Raw genomic sequence first — 15667 nt, forward strand, 5'->3', positions numbered from 1 at the left:
AGATATAAAAAATGAATGGCATTAAATGGTTCACCCGAAGGTTTAGTTTTTTTCTACTTCTTTTATTGCTCGCTAGTCCGGCTTGTAAGGATGATTTTAACTCATCGATTCCTTATGTTGAGGTGAACTTCTACGTAAACTTGATCAATAATAATGCTTTAAATACCGTTGGCTACCCCGTTTATTTTAACGGCGGTTATGGCGGTATTGTTGTCATTAACAATGGCGTCTCGTTTTATGCTTATGATATGACTTGCCCCTATGAAATTGATTTTAACTGCAAGCTGAAAGACGATCATGATGTGATTGGAACCTGCTCGTGCTGTGGTTCTCAATATCATTTGCTCGATGGGGGCTATGTACTGGCGGGAACCGGACCATCCTCTGAGCCTTTGCGGCATTATCGGGTCAGCGTTTCGGGAAACCGCTTGCATGTGACCAACTAATCACGAATAAATTTCATGCAGCTCGCGGCTTGTTTCTTCCAGCAAAAAAATACGGTCGAAGGAAGAATTGAAGTCCCAGTTGGTTATTTTATTGCGGTAATTAAAAGTCAACTCATTTTGGAAAGAACGCAGATGAATCAGTAGCCACAATTCTACAGGCTTGACTTTTTGATACAGGTAAATTTTTGCTTCTTTGGCTGAAATGGTGTGTTCAATGTTTTGAAGCAGCAGGTCGGGTTGGTTGTAGTGTCCTTGATTGTCGAAAAAGGTTTGCCCGTGGAGTTCGGTCAGTTCAATGCCAATGACCTTTCTCCGGTTGAGTCGAACCAAAAAATCGGGCGATTCTGTTTGTACTACTTTCCCCTTTGGGAAATCGGCAACCAAATTACGAAAGATCTGAAGAACGTGGTTCTCATGTGCTTTTTTGTCTGGCATGCCCGAAGATACAAAAAAAGCAGCTCGTAAGCTGCTTTTCTGATATCAATTAATAACGATAATGATCGGGTTTATAGGGACCTTCCATTGGAACTCCCAGATAGTCGGCCTGGTCTTTCGACAGCTTGGTCAGTTTCACTCCCAGCTGGTCGAGATGCAGCCGCGCTACTTCTTCATCCAGGTGTTTGGGTAAGCGGTAAACATCGGTCGGGTAATCCGTTTTCCACAATTCAATTTGGGCCAGCGTTTGGTTGGTAAACGAATTACTCATGACAAACGATGGGTGACCAGTAGCACATCCGAGGTTAACCAAGCGACCTTCGGCTAGCAGATAAATGCAGTGACCATCTTCGAACAAATACTTGTCAACCTGAGGTTTGATATTTATTTTTTGAATTCCAGGCCATTTTTCCAATTTGGCAACCTGAATTTCATTGTCGAAGTGACCGATGTTGCAAACAATAGCCTGATCTTTCATGCCAGCCATGTGTTTTGCCGTGATGATATCTTTGTTTCCAGTGGTTGTGACAAAAATGTTTCCTTCATCCAAGGCATCTTCCATCGGTTTAACTTCGAAACCTTCCATGGAGGCCTGCAGGGCGCAGATTGGGTCAATTTCAGTAACAATAACGCGGGCTCCATAGCCACGCATCGATCGGGCGCACCCTTTACCCACATCGCCATAACCAGCAACAACCACAACTTTTCCTCCAATCATGACGTCGGTGGCACGTTTAATACCATCGGCCAGCGATTCGCGGCAGCCATACAGGTTGTCAAATTTCGATTTAGTAACGGAATCGTTTACATTAAAGGCGGGGAACAATAAAGCTCCTTTATCCATCATTTGATACAAGCGGTGCACGCCGGTTGTTGTTTCTTCAGATACACCTTTGATATCAGGAGCGGTGCGTTGCCAGCGTTGTGGGTCTTCTTGCAGAATACGTTTTAGGGTGTTGTGCAGCTCGATTTCGTCTTCGGCCTCTACTTCTACATCCAGAATGGATGGGTCTTTCTCTGCTGCATATCCCTGATGAATCATGATGGTGGCATCTCCTCCATCGTCAACAATTAAGTTTGGTCCTAGTCCGTTGCCAAAATCAAGAGCCTTCTCGGTGCACCACCAGTAGTCGGCCAGTGTTTCGCCTTTCCAAGCAAATACGGGAACACCGGCAGCAGCGATGGCTGCAGCGGCGTGGTCTTGTGTGCTGAAAATATTACAGCTGGCCCAACGAACATCTGCACCCAATTCAACAAGCGTTTCAATCAATACAGCTGTTTGAATGGTCATGTGTAAAGAACCCATGATGCGTGCGCCTTTCAAGGGTTGTTCCTTCGCATATTTTTGGCGAATGGACATCAGTCCCGGCATTTCTTTTTCGGCAATCTCAATTTCTTTTCGTCCGAAATCGGCCAGCGATATATCGGCTACTTTATAGTCTATTTTCTTCTCTGTCATCATCGTCATAATGTGTGCAATTTTTGTGGTGCAAAGATAGTTATTCCAGTTTAATAACTGAAATGAAATCAGATTGTTTGATTAAGGCATCAGTGGATGTCTGTAGTTGACTTACAGGGGGGATTTTGTTTAGCAGTATTCGCTCCTGAAAAATTCGAGGATAGTTGATTTGTCTTTTCCAAGTTGCATGCGTAAGCCTTCAATAGAACCAAATTTCTGCTCTTCCCTTATTTTCTTAATAAATTTCAGTTCAAGCTGTTGGTTGTAAATGTCTTGGTCGAAATCAAAAATATGTACCTCAATGCTTCGGTGATCAGCATTGTTATTGATGGTTGGGCGGGTGCCTATATTCAGCATTCCGCGGTGGGTCGCGCCGTTAAGATTGATAAGAACGGCATAAACGCCATAGCCGGGAATGATTTTATGTGGATCAGAGGCTTCAATGTTGGCTGTTGGAAATTGAATCTTGCGTCCTAATTTCTGGCCTTCAACCACCGTTCCGTGCAGGCTGAATGGGTAGCCCAGGTAACGGTTTGCTTTACTAATGTTTCCGTTTTGAAGAGCCTCGCGTATTTTGGTTGAACTGATATTCGCATTATCCGAGAGCAGAACATCCAGTTTTTCCAATTTGAAATTAAATGCCAGCGAAAGACTCTGGAGCATGTCAAAATCACCTTTGCGATCTTTCCCGAATTTGTGGTCGTATCCAACAACAAGGCTGTCGATATGAAGCTGGTTGACTAAAAGGGCACGGACAAAATCGGTGTAACTTAACTCAGAAAAGGCTTGGGTGAAAGGATAGATAATCAGGTGATCGACACCTGCCTGTTCGAGTTGCTCAATTTTTTCGTCCAGAGTGGTGAGTAAGCGTAAACTACCCGGATCTTTTTTGAGAACTAATCGTGGATGCGGCGCAAACGTAAAAATTACAGATTCACCTCCATTTTGTCTGGCAATTTCATTGAGGTGCTTAATTACTTTGCGGTGTCCCAAGTGAACTCCATCAAATGAGCCGACCGTAAGAATCGGTTTTGCTACATTGAATTGGCTGACGTCACGATAAACTTTCATTCAAGTTTCATTTTGCAGTGCCAAAAGTAGTATAATTTTAGATTTTTGACTCCCAGTTGCTGACAAAACAAGGACACGGGTTAAAAGATTTTACACTAGCCCGTAATTTGATCGGTAATTTATTATTTTTACCCTTCGTTAAAAAAATGATAAAAAATTTCGATATCGTGAAAAGATTATTTGCCCTAGTAATTTCAATGGCTGCGATCATGGTCGCCTGCGATGATTCAACCCAGTACAAAATTTCCGGGAGAATCAGTAATGCCGAAGGACAGTATGTTTACCTGGATGAACTCAAGGTGACTTCATCCGAGAATGTGGATTCAGTTAAAGTCAACAATTCGGGTGAATTTGAATTTGATGGCATTGTGCAGCATCCAACCTTTTTTCTTTTAAAACTAAGTGAAAAGAATTTCATCACCTTGCTGGTTGATTCAGCAGAACAGGTAGAGGTTGCCGGAGATGCTGCTAACTTTTCACGCGATTATATTGTGAGTGGTTCTGAAGGTTCCGCACTGGTTCAGGAGCTAAATCAGCATTTAAGTCACACCAAACATCAACTCGACTCAATAAGTTCGTTGCATGTTCTTTTCCGAACGGACCCCAATTATTCGACCCTAAAAAAGAAGTGGGAACAAGAATACAAGGAAGTGGTAGAAAATCAAATCCAATATTCTCAGGATTTTGTGACCTCTCATCCCTTTTCAATGGCGAACGTTTTGGCGCTCTACCAAAAGTTTGATAATGATAATTTTGTGGTTCAGGATATCCAGTCGTTAAAAACAGCGGCTTCTGCACTAAATTCGTTTTATCCGGAGTCGGAGCATGTAAAGGCCCTGTACGCTAATACGGTTAAACTGATTAAAGATGAACGCAATGCCCGGATTAACCAGTTGATTCGTGAGCAAGGAAAAAATAGCCCGGACATTGTTCTGCCCAATCCCGATGGAAAAGAAATCGCACTTTCGTCTTTGTTGGGCAAACATGTGTTGATTCAGTTTTGGTCGGCACAAGATCGTGGATCACGAATTATGAATCCGGTGTTGGTTGAATTGTATAAAAAATACAACAAGAAGGGTTTTGAGATTTTTCAGGTGAGTGTGGACGAAAATCGCTACGAGTGGGTTGATGCCATTGACCAGGACAAGTTGAGCTGGATTAATGTAGGCGATATGGAAGGAAGTCGGACGGCATTAATGAATTATAATGTGCAAAAGATTCCCTACAATTACCTATTGGATGAAGAGGGCGAGATTGTTGCAAAGGACCTGAAGGGACCAGCGCTGGATCGTTTGCTGAAGGCAGAATTGAACTAGTTATACCGCATTTTTTCCTGCTTCCTTTTTTAGAAGGGAAAGCGTGAAACTTAATTTTATACTGGTATCTTTGTCCGGTTTTTGACTAAAAATACAAGCAAATTGACTGATTACCAAGGTAAAATATATTTCATTTCTGATATTCACCTCGGCGCACCGGCCTTAAACAATAACCGGGAACGAGAAGTACGTTTTGTAGCTTGGCTTGATGATATTAAGAAAGATGCAGCCGCTCTATTTTTAATGGGTGATATTTTCGATTACTGGTTTGAATATAAAACCGTTGTTCCCCGCGGTTTTACCCGTGCTCTGGGAAAAATAGCCGAACTGGCAGACTCGGGTATTCCGGTTCATTTTTTTACCGGTAACCACGATGTTTGGGTGTTTGACTATTTGCCGTCAGAGCTGGGAGTACAGGTGCATCGCGAAGAAATGCGCGTAAGCTTTTCCGGGAAAAAATTCTTTCTGGCTCATGGTGATGGACTGGATCCATATGACAAAGGGTATCACTTATTAAAAAAACTATTTACCAATCGGTTTTTGCAGTGGCTCTTCGGTTGGATACATCCAAACTTTGGTGTTTCGCTGGCGCTGGCCTGGTCGAAAAAAAGTCGCTTGTCCAAAGGTCTGTTTTTCCCTTTTCAGGGAGAAGACAAAGAAGGACTTTATCTTTTTGCTAAATCAGTCCTTGAAGATGAAGAAGTTGACTATTTTATTTTCGGGCATCGGCATTTGTTACTAGATTTACCCCTTGAAAAAAATACCCGTTACATTAACCTGGGAGATTGGATTACTCATTTCTCCTACGGTGTTTTTGACGGTGAGAAATTTGAATTGAAAACTTATAAAGGTCCGGGCGATAAGCCTATGAATTGATAGTTATGGCTAAGAAGTTATATACAAAAATTATTGGTACGGGAAGTTGTGTTCCCGAGCAAGTGATAAAAAATGATCATTTTTTAGGGTACAATTTTTATGATCCTTCTTCTGAAAAGCCTTTTGAGAAGACCAATGAAGAGATCATCGAGAAATTTCATGAGATTACTAATATCGAGGAACGCCGCTGGGTGAATGATGATCAGGTAAACTCGGATATTGCTGCTGAAGCGATTAAGGATGCCTGTGAATCGGCCGGAATTGAGCTGGATGACTTGGACTTTATTGTCCTTGGCCACAACTTCGGAGATGTTGAGTCCGGACGAACTCATTCGGATATTGTTCCTTCTTTGGCCAATAAGGTTAAAGGAAAACTGAACTTGAAAAATCCTTTTTGTATTTGTCACGATGTCGTTTCGGGCTGTCCCGGATGGACTCAGTCCATGATTGTGGCTGATGCTTATATTCGCAGCGAAACCTATAAACGTGGTGTGGTTGTTGGTTCCGACGTGCTTTCACGCATTTCCGATCCTCACGACCGTGATAGTATGATTTATGCTGATGGTGCTGGAGCTACCGTTGTTGAGGGGGTTTGGTCTGAAGAGCCAACAGGAGTCCTGGCGCATTCGAGCCGATCAGATGCTACTCCGTATGCCTCCTTGTTGACGATGGGAGGGTCCTTGAATCCGGATTATGAAGGCGATGACTTGTTCATTAAAATGAAAGGTCATAAACTCTACGTTTACGCGCTGAGCCATGTGCCTGGCGTTGTTAAAGCAAGCTTGGATAAAGCAGGTTTGGATTTGAGCGATGTAAAAAAGGTTCTGATCCATCAGGCCAATGAGAAAATGGACGAAGCGATTCTCAAAGGAGTTTTCAAATTGTATAATGAGAAGACGATTCCGGAAGGGATTATGCCAATGAGCATAAATAAGCTGGGCAATTCATCGACAGCAACGGTACCCACCTTGCTCGATTTGGTTGTTAAAGGGAAGATGGAAAATCAAAGTATCAATCCCGGCGATTACATTGTTTTATGCTCTGTTGGAGCTGGAATGAATGTTAATTCCATCGTTTATAAGTGGTAGAAAGCAAAATGAAAATATAGAAGCTGTCTCAAGGAATTGGGACAGCTTTTTTATGCTCTGTATTTTTCCATCAACCCAGCGAATGGGCAGCTTGTAGGGCATCGTTACCAGTTGACTGGCCCCAGCTTGTGTTGCTTGAGAAAATCATTTGTTTGGCTAAAATGCTTATTGCCAAAATAGCCGCGGCTGGCCGAAAGAGGGGATGGATGCACTGAGGTAAGAACCAGATGCTTGCTCTGGTCAATGAGCTCACCTTTTTGGATGGCGTAATTCCCCCATAAAATAAAGACGACATGTTCTTTTTGCGCATTGATCTGCTGGATAACAGCATCGGTAAATGTCTCCCAGCCCTTTTTTTGATGCGATGCCGCTTGCCCGGCACGAACCGTCAAGGTGGCATTTAAAAGCAGTACGCCTTGTTTGGCCCAGTCGGTTAAGTTGCCACTTGTTGGGATGGTCTTGCCAACATCCTGTTGAAGTTCTTTAAAAATATTGCGCAGACTTGGAGGAACCCGAATTCCATCGTTGACCGAAAAGCACAGGCCATGAGCTTGCCCTGGTCCGTGGTAGGGATCTTGACCAAGGATGACCACTTTTAACTGGTCGAAAGGACACTGGTTAAACGCATTGAAAATAAGCTTAGCGGGCGGATAAATGCTTTGCGATCGGTATTCTTCATGCACAAAGGCGCTAAGCTTTTCGAAATAATCTTTTTTAAACTCATCGGCCAGTACATTTCTCCAGCTGGCATCAATCTTTACATCCATCGAGCAGAATATTTATTTTTGGAGCGTTAAAATACGACTAATGTTTCAAAATGCAAGGCTCAGATTGTAGCATCGGGATGCGAGTTGTTAGTATCCAAAACATCAAGAATCAAGTATCCGGAATCCAGCATCCTGCCTGGTGCAATTTTCCCTTTTCGTCTTCGCATTCTTCTTTGTACTTTTAGCTTTCAAAATAAGAAAATATGAGTATGATCTATCTGCTTGCCGGGCTGGCTATTGGGTTTGTGGTGGCCTTGCTGGTGTCGAAATTGAAGTTGAAGAATTCGGAAAATGCCTGGCTTTTGGTTCGTCAGGAATACGAAAAAAACAAAATTCAGCAGGACGAACGGTTAAGTTATCTTCAAGAGACTAAAGAAAGCTTGGTGGCACGTCTGGAGGTGAAAGAGGTAGAACTTGAACAACAGGCGCAACGGCTTACCCGGGCCGAGGTGGAAGGGGTTAACTTACGCGAAAAATTGGCGACTCAGAAACAGGAGATGGAAGAGCTGCAGAAGAGGTTTACAACTGAATTTGAAAATATCGCACATAAGATTCTAAAGCAAAATTCCGTAGAGTTTACCCTCGCTAATCAAAAGAATATTGGTGAAATTCTGACTCCCTTGCGTGAGAAAATCCAGCTTTTCGAGAAGAAAGTAGAAGATACTTATGAAAAAGGCTTAAAAGATCAGACCGACTTGAGAGCCGAGCTGAAGAAGCTACATGACCTGAACCTGAAGATTAGCGATGAGGCCAATAACCTGACCAAAGCCTTGAAAGGTGATGTGAAAAAGCAAGGGAACTGGGGGGAAGTTATTTTGGAGCGGATTCTGGAACGCTCGGGATTAACCGAAGGTCGGGAGTACGAAAAGCAGTTCAGTGTGTCGGGTGAAAATGGCTCGCGCCTGCAACCTGATGTGGTTATTCACCTGCCCGATCAGAAACACCTTGTGGTCGATTCTAAAGTATCGTTGGTCGCATACGAACGGCTGGTTGGTGCCGAGGATGAACCCGATCGGCAGAAGCACATTAAAGATCATTTGCTAAGTGTGAAAACCCATATCAAGCTGCTTAGCGACAAGCATTACCAAACGGCACAAGGTATGAATAGCCCCGATTTCGTGCTGTTGTTTGTGCCCATTGAATCGTCGTTTAGTGTAGCCGTTCAGGCCGATCAGGATCTGTTTTCGTATGCCTGGGATCATAAAGTGGTGATTGTGAGTCCTTCCACTTTGTTGGCTACCTTGCGCACCATTGCTTCTATCTGGCAACAGGAAAACCAAACCCGCAATGCCCTGGAGATTGCCCGTCAGGGAGGCGCTTTGTACGACAAGTTCGTCAATTTTGTAGCTGACCTCGAGAAAGTAGGCACCAACATTGAGCAAACGCGCAAAAACTACGACCTGGCCATGAACAAGCTGAATGACGGCCGTGGCAACCTGATTCGTTCGGCAGAGAAACTCCGCGAACTCGGATCGAAAACGAACAAGGAGCTGCCCCCCAAATACCTGGAAGAATAATCCGGACAACAGACCGATAACTTCTTTTGCCTGTCAACGCGTATCTCTTGTATTTTTTACTCACCGGATGGTGCTTTATTGATCGGATGACTTCGGTTCGTTCGGTCAATAGCCGGGTACCTACGGTGGTGGGAGAGGTGCACCGGCGGACTATTAGTTCGTCAGCCGTCTACTCGATTGTAAGCTGGCTTTTTTCCTTTCATCAGTATTTTCTAATTTCATTTATGTATCACTTTATACCTATCCGAAAACTGGAAGGTTTTCCCCAAACACTCTTGAAATAACTGCTGATAGCAAGATAATTCCGAACAAAAGGCTTATAACAATAAATAATTTTTCAAAAAGCAGAAATTGAGCAATAGAATTTAAAGTTACTTGCTTTTCATTATTCAATTTTTTTATGTTGTCTATCAATTTTATTGTACTTTTTGCTTTTGCATATAAATAATAGCCTATAGTAGTAAAAAGAACTCCCATAATTAGGTTGATGTATAATCCTATAGTGCCATTTATTATACTTCCAATTGTTAAAAGTCCAAGAAGAATATATGAAAAGGTACATAAGTAAGATGCTATTTTGTAAAATTTCATTTTCTATTAATTTTTTTGCTTGCTTACAACGGATGGCGGGATGAAAATGTTGCCGATTGCGGGCGATTCACTGTCCAATTGCACAAAAGCTGAAGCGTGCTACAATCGTTGAATAACCTACTATCCCGGCAATTTTTTATGCCGCGTGTGTGTGCCCAGCATGAGCATGTGCACACACTACTGAAAGCTCTGGAGAAATGTTTAAAATACAAATTTTTAGAGTTAAATGGTAGTGTGATGCATGAAATTATTCCAGAGGGTTTACCCTGTGGAATCTGAGTTTTCATTCCATAGGGTGAAAGTCCCTTATGCGCAGGAGTAACGTCTTGAAGCATTAGTAAGTCGCAAGCTGGTTTGGGGTGACCCATGCAGTGAAGGTTATTTGCGATTGATTAATGAGCAAATACCACTACAAACCCCGGTACTGACGAACAGTGAATGAATGTAGTTTTCGTAGAAAACCAACGATCCGGTGGATCATTGATGAGAGAAGAGCAAAGCGGTTGATATGAGGCTATGGGGTCGGATAAGCAAGCACAGGACCGACTGTTAAGAATTTGTCCGGTGGACAAATTTAAGGAGGAGCCAGGTTGCTGGGAGGCGACGTCCAAAACATTCCGCAAGGGATGAGCACCGAAGTAGTAGATCAGGCAGCGATTGGGTGAAGCCTGCCTGCCGGTAGGTAGGGAAGATGCTCTTACCTGGGGAGATCCTGATGAGCGCAAGCTCCGTCAGGAAGTCAGCAGAAGCCATAGTACCTAGCAGTAACGAGCTGCATTAGTTGCAGAGGTCTCACAAGTTAGGGAAGGGCTAAACGTTGGGCTGTCCTAAATTCGATATGGAAGCTTGAGTTTACTCATCTAGCCATATCCTAAACTCGGACATAGCTATCATGGTGAAAAGAGCATGGTATTGATGCTCAACGAACCGCCGTATACGAGACCCGTACGTACGGTGGTGTGAGAGGCGCTCCGGTGGGCTATTAGCTCACCGGCCGTCTACTCGATTAGCGGGTCGGTTTTTATTCTATTTTTTCAATGTCGACAATTTCACAGTCAATCCCAGGTATACATGATTCATTTATACCAAGTTCTTTGTACTTTACTCTAACTCTATCTCCAGAAGTAAAAGATATTACATCTTCAATATTAACGACTAATGTGTCTCCATTGTCAAGATGAATTTGCTCAGCGCAATATGCTAAACCACCACTTAGCCAAACATTTCCTTTTTCTTGTCTTATAGAATCATCGTCATTGTCCTTACTGCAGGATAGAGCAAAAACCAGTGCTAATCCGATTAAAATTTTTCGTGTCATAGTCGATTTGGTTTTTATTGTTTTTTTAATTGATACTTATAAAATCCAATTCCTTTATGGGCAGAAATTATGATTTTGGAATTCTCTTCCTTTATGTCATATTCTCCATCTAAAACTAAGTTGCCGTCAAAGTCAGCAAACCATCCATTCTCATCGTTAAAAGTGATTTTATTGTCGTTCATCTCATATTTTCCACTTCCTCCTGCAGGAATGTGGTTTTCTCCACTCGAACACGAAAAATTTCCATTTTCAAATTCGATGGTTACTTCATTCGAAAGCTCCATTTGGTCATAAAAAATTGGGTCTTCGGAATATTCCACGGTAAAAGTTCCATTGTATACACCTTTTAAGTCTGAAAAGGAAAGTTCTTCGTCTTTGTCACAGCTCACAAAACTTAGGACAAAAAGTGCGAAGATGAAATTCTTTATTTTTAATCGGTGTCTCATTGTAGTTTGATTTTAATTGTTTTTTTTCAATAAAAACGATTCATTCTCCGTGTATTAAACTTTCAAGTTAGGTCTGTTTGTTAGATGTAAGAAATATTCATTTGGTTGCTTTTTTTTGTCTAAAAACCAATGTTTTGAATTTTTCAAACTGCCCGCTAACGTTAAGGCTATGAAGCCGTAGGCTTGTGTTGCGCCTGCGGCAAGCCTATGCTTTATTAGCCATTGTGTGTGCCCAGCATGAGCATGTGCACACACTACTGAAAGCTCTGGAAAAATGTTTAAAATACAAATTTTTAGTGTTAAATGGTAGTGTGATGCATGAAATTATTCCAGAGGGTTTACCCTGTGGAATCTGAGTTTTCATTCCATAGGGTGAAAGTCCCTTACGGGCGGGGGTAACGCCCCGAACCGTTAGCAAGTGGCAAGCTGGTTGCGGGTAACTGCAGCAGTGAAGGAAGCCAACCGGCAAACTCCGGTACTGACGAACAGGAATCTGATATGAGGCTATGAGGCGGGATGAGCAAGCACATCATTGTGACGTCCGAAACATTCAGCAATGAATGAGTGCCAAAATAGTAGATCAGGCAGCGATTGGAGGAAGGAAGATGCTCTTACCTGGGGAGGTCTCATCGGTTTTAGGACTGATGAGAAGTCAGCAGAGGCCATAGTAGGTTTTGGAAACGAGCCGTCACAGAAAAGGCGGAGGACTCACCGATAAGCTGAAGGGCCGAACGTTAAGTTGTCCTAAATTCGGCAAGGAAGCTTTCTGCGGGAGCAGAATCTAGCCTTGTTTTAGACGGGACAGGGAAACAAAAGATGGAAACTAAAATGATTGAGCAAATTTTATCGCGAAAAAACCTGTTACAGGCTATGTACAAAGTCCAAAAGAACCACGGTTCGGCTGGGGTTGACCACATGCCTGTATGTAAACTGTCGGAACTTTTATCAATTGATAAAGGAGAACTGACAGCCAAAGTTCGTAGTGGTCAATACTTGCCCCAACCCATTTTAGGCGTAGCGATTCCGAAAGGAGAAGGGAAAACAAGGTTACTTGGTATTCCCACAGTAACTGATCGTTTGTTACAACAGGCGGTTTTGCACGTTATCACGGCACGGTTCGAATATGAGTTCTCGGATTCCAGTTTTGGATTCCGCCCTAAGCGAAGCGTTGGGCAGGCAGTTTTAAAAGCACAGGGCTACATCAACAAGGGCTATCAGTATATCGTCGATATTGATCTGAAGACCTTTTTCGATGAGGTAGACCACTGCTATTTATTACAACTGCTTTACCGCAAGATCAAATGCTGCGAAACCCTACGCCTTATTCGCAAATGGCTTCGCTCCCCGATACAAATAAACGGGAAGCTGGTCAAGCGCCGGAAGGGCGTACCGCAGGGAAGTCCTCTGAGCCCCTTACTGTCCAACATCATGTTGCATGAACTGGACAGGGAATTGGAACGGCAGGGTTTGCGTTTTGTCCGCTATGCCGATGATTTTAGCACTTACGTTAAAACGAAAGCTACAGCCCGAAAGGTAGGCAACAACATTTTTAAGTTTCTTAAGAAGAAGTTGAAGTTGACTATCAACCGGGAGAAAAGCGGCATTCGCCGACCGGTACATTTTACCTGTTTAGGATTTGGTTTTGTGCCAACCTACAAGAAAGGAGAACGCGGCAAATATCAATTGGTCGTTTCGGAAAAGAGTTGGCGCAACTTGAAGCAAAAGCTAAAAACCATCACCCGAAAAACCACTCCCATGAGTTTTGATGAACGTATCGAAAAAATGGGCGAAGTGCAACGGGGCTGGATTAATGCTTTCCGTATGGCAAGCATCCAGAACAAACTCGTTGAACTGGACGGGTGGTTACGGAACCGACTCCGTTACTGCATCTGGCACCACTGGAAAAAACCGGAACGGAAAAGGAAAAACCTGATTCGTTTGGGGGTTGAACAGGGACAAGCCTATCAATGGAGCCGGTCGAGAATGGGTGGTTGGCGTATTGCTCAAAGCCCGATTTTGGGGACTACAATTACAATTGATCGACTGAAAACGCGTGGTTACATTCCTTTACAGGAACTCTACAATCAAGTTAAACCAAGTACGGTTTTGTTTCCTATGACTTAACGAACCGCCCAGTACGAGACCCGTACGCTGGGTGGTGTGAGGGGTTCTCCGCTAGGCTTTTAGCCTAGCGGCTTCCCACTCGATTAGGCAACGTTATTAGTTATTTAATAGTTCTTTCAGTTCATTTATTTTATCAGAATCCCCTGTCCGTATTTCTTCAACAAGTTTAGATATAACAGACTTTTCAGTTATCTTCTTTTTCGACTTTTCGAGAATCTCTAGAAATCTGAACAACTCACAAAACTTGATTGTATCGCTACCTTTAGCTGTTCGAGCAATATAAATACATTCTTCCTTATTTATTATATGTTTATCATATTCGTCAAAATGCGCATGTACAATTAAAAAAGGATTTCCGTTGCTAGGATATTTCTTTATCTTTTTATTTAGTACAGGTTTTGTGCTTTTCTTTGTATTACAACCTGGACAACTCAATGCCAAATTTAAATTACAGAAAGTGAAGTCACTATATTCTGATTTCGGTATTATATGTTCTATATCAACTGATTTAATGTCATAACCAAGCTCATTCTTACAGTAACAACATTTATTATCTTGTTCCTTTCGTAAATGTTCGATTAAGTTTGCCTTAAGTGTGTCAAAAACGGTTTTCGACCAATCTTTGTAAGAGGTAAAATTATCATTAATTATCTCAAGCTCATCCGAGGTAAAAATGTATGGATTATTAATAATGTTACTCATTCAAATTCTCCTCTAAAATTAATGATACAACTTTTTTTAATGGGTCATTTTCTTTCATAAGAGGGTAATATGAAGACAATTGATTTCTCAATTTATTTAATTTTGTCGAAGAACGATTATTATCAGCCAATAATTCAAGAGATTCAGAAACAATTTGAGATAAATAAAAGTTTCTGGTTGATGGTAGACCAAAAACATTTAATAGCACATCTTCTGCTGACAATCCAAATGTTGAATCAGAAATCAATTCCGATTCAATTATTCCTTTTTTATACTTTAATGTAATAACCGAAGAATTTTCAGGATGTAAGTCTGTCACAAGGAAATGTGAATGTGAAGCTATTATAATATGGCAACCATAATTATTTGAAAAAATCTTATTTAGTAAATTTATATATTGAGATTGCCAAAGAGGATGTAAACTAATTTCTGGTTCATCAATTAGAATTAAACTGTTATCTTGAATTAGTGGTATTAGTGCTATTAGGGTTGATAGTATGTTTGCTTCACCCGAACTTGATTCTCTAAAATTAAACTCAAATCCACCTTTTTTATAAACTTTAATTTCAATATCTCTAACTAAATCTAATTGGCGTAGAATTCCTATAAGGTTATACGATTCTACATTATCAATATATTTCGTTTTATCATGTGCGAGACGAGAAATATTTTTCTCTGAGAAATTTATTAATATCTCATTATCCCTATACCGATATGCATTCAAAAAATCGCAAAGTTCATCAATTTTGTTATTTACAATATCTTTATATCGAGACATTGAATACCTTCTAAATCTGTCGCTTGCGCTACTATTGTCAATGAAATTGAATAAGTCTTGAGGTGAAATTTTTTCTCCTGCATAGCGATATATCTTTGAGCTGATTTTGTATTCCAATTTCAAAATGGGTTCATAATCTAAATAATCAAAAACATGTCTATAATTCCTTGATATATCTAGTTCTGAATAATTTTCAAATATTATATCCAACGCCCTATTCATTAGAGCTTTATTTGAAAAACTATTAACACGATTTCGAGTACCTAAATAATTATACTTAAAGTCACGATAGAATGTATCATCATTTTTATTTTTTGAAGGTCGAAAACTATCATCTACTGGAAATTTGTCCGATATGCTATTAGTAACAGCAATTACTTTACTTGGAAGTTGATTGTAGGTAAAATCCGAGCCAAAAAGAGGTTTCGGTCTATGTTTCAACGCATCAACAAAGTACCTTGCAATATTACTCAATACTCTACTTTTCCCTGTACCATTGTTACCAACTATCAATGAGATGTAGTTTCCTGATGATAAATCATGCCCATTGACAAGTTTAATTCTATCAGTCTGAATAGCTTTGTCATCAATTACTATGTCATTCAATCTAAATTTGCTCATTTTGTCATCTTGGTATCGTGTCGTTTATGTTGCCTAACGTTAAGAATAAACGGACTTTTTAATGCCGTTTATTTAGTGTTAGATGTATGTGCCTTTTTAAATTTGTAGCTAT

General features: G+C 41.3%; 15 protein-coding genes. 6 read left to right on the plus strand and 9 right to left on the minus strand.

Annotated elements, in window-relative coordinates:
- The first annotated feature begins 11 nt into the window (after window positions 1–11).
- A complete protein-coding gene (locus tag ACUNWA_RS09985; protein WP_445591758.1) occupies window positions 12–446 on the plus strand; it encodes a Rieske (2Fe-2S) protein in 435 nt (144 codons plus the stop codon).
- On the opposite strand, the gene ACUNWA_RS09990 is transcribed toward ACUNWA_RS09985, so the two are convergent.
- The 3 genes from ACUNWA_RS09990 to ACUNWA_RS10000 all read right to left on the minus strand — a co-directional run bounded on the left by ACUNWA_RS09990 (window position 447) and on the right by ACUNWA_RS10000 (window position 3411).
- Complete coding sequence (locus tag ACUNWA_RS09990) at window positions 447–881, minus strand: hypothetical protein (RefSeq protein WP_445591759.1); 435 nt, start codon at window positions 879–881, stop codon at window positions 447–449.
- A gap of 49 nt (window positions 882–930) precedes the next feature.
- Window positions 931–2349: an adenosylhomocysteinase gene (gene ahcY / locus ACUNWA_RS09995; RefSeq protein ID WP_445591760.1), complete on the minus strand. Its 1419-nt coding sequence runs from the start codon at window positions 2347–2349 to the stop codon at window positions 931–933.
- A gap of 120 nt (window positions 2350–2469) precedes the next feature.
- Complete coding sequence (locus tag ACUNWA_RS10000; protein WP_445591761.1) at window positions 2470–3411, minus strand: bifunctional riboflavin kinase/FAD synthetase; 942 nt, start codon at window positions 3409–3411, stop codon at window positions 2470–2472.
- Between the two features lie 167 nt (window positions 3412–3578).
- Between ACUNWA_RS10000 and ACUNWA_RS10005 the strand changes: the two genes are divergently transcribed.
- From ACUNWA_RS10005 to ACUNWA_RS10015, 3 genes are all read left to right on the plus strand, one after another.
- The gene (locus tag ACUNWA_RS10005; RefSeq protein ID WP_445591762.1) at window positions 3579–4727 is read left to right on the plus strand and encodes a thioredoxin-like domain-containing protein; all 1149 of its coding nucleotides are present in this window, start codon (window positions 3579–3581) and stop codon (window positions 4725–4727) included.
- 102 nt (window positions 4728–4829) lie between these two features.
- Entirely contained in the window at window positions 4830–5603 is a 774-nt protein-coding gene (locus tag ACUNWA_RS10010; protein ID WP_445591763.1) for a UDP-2,3-diacylglucosamine diphosphatase, read from the plus strand.
- Window positions 5604–5608: 5 nt separating this feature from the next.
- Window positions 5609–6691, plus strand: coding sequence for a 3-oxoacyl-ACP synthase III family protein (locus ACUNWA_RS10015; protein ID WP_445591764.1), 1083 nt, complete (start codon window positions 5609–5611; stop codon window positions 6689–6691).
- A gap of 104 nt (window positions 6692–6795) precedes the next feature.
- Here ACUNWA_RS10015 and ung read toward each other — a convergent pair whose 3' ends face one another.
- Window positions 6796–7458, minus strand: coding sequence for a uracil-DNA glycosylase (gene ung, locus ACUNWA_RS10020; RefSeq protein WP_445591765.1), 663 nt, complete (start codon window positions 7456–7458; stop codon window positions 6796–6798).
- Between the two features lie 203 nt (window positions 7459–7661).
- On the opposite strand from ung, the gene rmuC reads away from it, so the two are divergent.
- Complete coding sequence (gene rmuC / locus ACUNWA_RS10025; protein ID WP_445591766.1) at window positions 7662–8975, plus strand: DNA recombination protein RmuC; 1314 nt, start codon at window positions 7662–7664, stop codon at window positions 8973–8975.
- Between the two features lie 240 nt (window positions 8976–9215).
- Here rmuC and ACUNWA_RS10030 read toward each other — a convergent pair whose 3' ends face one another.
- The 3 genes from ACUNWA_RS10030 to ACUNWA_RS10040 all read right to left on the minus strand — a co-directional run bounded on the left by ACUNWA_RS10030 (window position 9216) and on the right by ACUNWA_RS10040 (window position 11330).
- On the minus strand, window positions 9216–9566 hold the full coding sequence (locus ACUNWA_RS10030; RefSeq protein WP_445591767.1) for a hypothetical protein: 351 nt from the start codon (window positions 9564–9566) through the stop codon (window positions 9216–9218).
- A gap of 1021 nt (window positions 9567–10587) precedes the next feature.
- Complete coding sequence (locus ACUNWA_RS10035) at window positions 10588–10884, minus strand: hypothetical protein (RefSeq protein ID WP_445591768.1); 297 nt, start codon at window positions 10882–10884, stop codon at window positions 10588–10590.
- Window positions 10885–10898: 14 nt separating this feature from the next.
- Window positions 10899–11330: a hypothetical protein gene (locus tag ACUNWA_RS10040; RefSeq protein WP_445591769.1), complete on the minus strand. Its 432-nt coding sequence runs from the start codon at window positions 11328–11330 to the stop codon at window positions 10899–10901.
- An 816-nt stretch (window positions 11331–12146) separates the two neighbouring features.
- On the opposite strand from ACUNWA_RS10040, the gene ltrA reads away from it, so the two are divergent.
- The gene (gene ltrA / locus ACUNWA_RS10045; protein ID WP_445591770.1) at window positions 12147–13454 is read left to right on the plus strand and encodes a group II intron reverse transcriptase/maturase; all 1308 of its coding nucleotides are present in this window, start codon (window positions 12147–12149) and stop codon (window positions 13452–13454) included.
- Between the two features lie 96 nt (window positions 13455–13550).
- On the opposite strand, the gene ACUNWA_RS10050 is transcribed toward ltrA, so the two are convergent.
- Window positions 13551–14156, minus strand: coding sequence for an HNH endonuclease (locus tag ACUNWA_RS10050; RefSeq protein WP_445591771.1), 606 nt, complete (start codon window positions 14154–14156; stop codon window positions 13551–13553).
- Window positions 14149–15555 carry an AAA family ATPase gene (locus ACUNWA_RS10055; protein WP_445591772.1) on the minus strand — a complete coding sequence of 469 codons (1407 nt, stop codon included), beginning with the start codon at window positions 15553–15555 and terminating at the stop codon, window positions 14149–14151. Before ACUNWA_RS10055 ends, ACUNWA_RS10050 begins: the two co-directional genes overlap by 8 nt.
- Window positions 15556–15667: the final 112 nt, after the last annotated feature.

The sequence above is a fragment of the Sunxiuqinia sp. sy24 genome, assembly GCF_052677165.1.

What these genes read in the sequence shown, in the direction of transcription:
- ACUNWA_RS10000 (WP_445591761.1), bottom strand. Translation starts at nt 3,411, where the DNA reads ATGAAAGTTTATCGTGACGTCAGCCAATTCAATGTAGCAAAACCGATT.
- ACUNWA_RS10035 (WP_445591768.1), bottom strand. Translation starts at nt 10,884, where the DNA reads ATGACACGAAAAATTTTAATCGGATTAGCACTGGTTTTTGCTCTATCC.
- ACUNWA_RS10040 (WP_445591769.1), bottom strand. Translation starts at nt 11,330, where the DNA reads ATGAGACACCGATTAAAAATAAAGAATTTCATCTTCGCACTTTTTGTC.
- ung (WP_445591765.1), bottom strand. Translation starts at nt 7,458, where the DNA reads ATGGATGTAAAGATTGATGCCAGCTGGAGAAATGTACTGGCCGATGAG.
- ACUNWA_RS09985 (WP_445591758.1), top strand. Translation starts at nt 12, where the DNA reads ATGAATGGCATTAAATGGTTCACCCGAAGGTTTAGTTTTTTTCTACTT.
- ahcY (WP_445591760.1), bottom strand. Translation starts at nt 2,349, where the DNA reads ATGACGATGATGACAGAGAAGAAAATAGACTATAAAGTAGCCGATATA.
- ltrA (WP_445591770.1), top strand. Translation starts at nt 12,147, where the DNA reads ATGGAAACTAAAATGATTGAGCAAATTTTATCGCGAAAAAACCTGTTA.
- ACUNWA_RS10030 (WP_445591767.1), bottom strand. Translation starts at nt 9,566, where the DNA reads ATGAAATTTTACAAAATAGCATCTTACTTATGTACCTTTTCATATATT.
- ACUNWA_RS10050 (WP_445591771.1), bottom strand. Translation starts at nt 14,156, where the DNA reads ATGAGTAACATTATTAATAATCCATACATTTTTACCTCGGATGAGCTT.
- ACUNWA_RS10055 (WP_445591772.1), bottom strand. Translation starts at nt 15,555, where the DNA reads ATGAGCAAATTTAGATTGAATGACATAGTAATTGATGACAAAGCTATT.
- rmuC (WP_445591766.1), top strand. Translation starts at nt 7,662, where the DNA reads ATGAGTATGATCTATCTGCTTGCCGGGCTGGCTATTGGGTTTGTGGTG.
- ACUNWA_RS09990 (WP_445591759.1), bottom strand. Translation starts at nt 881, where the DNA reads ATGCCAGACAAAAAAGCACATGAGAACCACGTTCTTCAGATCTTTCGT.
- ACUNWA_RS10015 (WP_445591764.1), top strand. Translation starts at nt 5,609, where the DNA reads ATGGCTAAGAAGTTATATACAAAAATTATTGGTACGGGAAGTTGTGTT.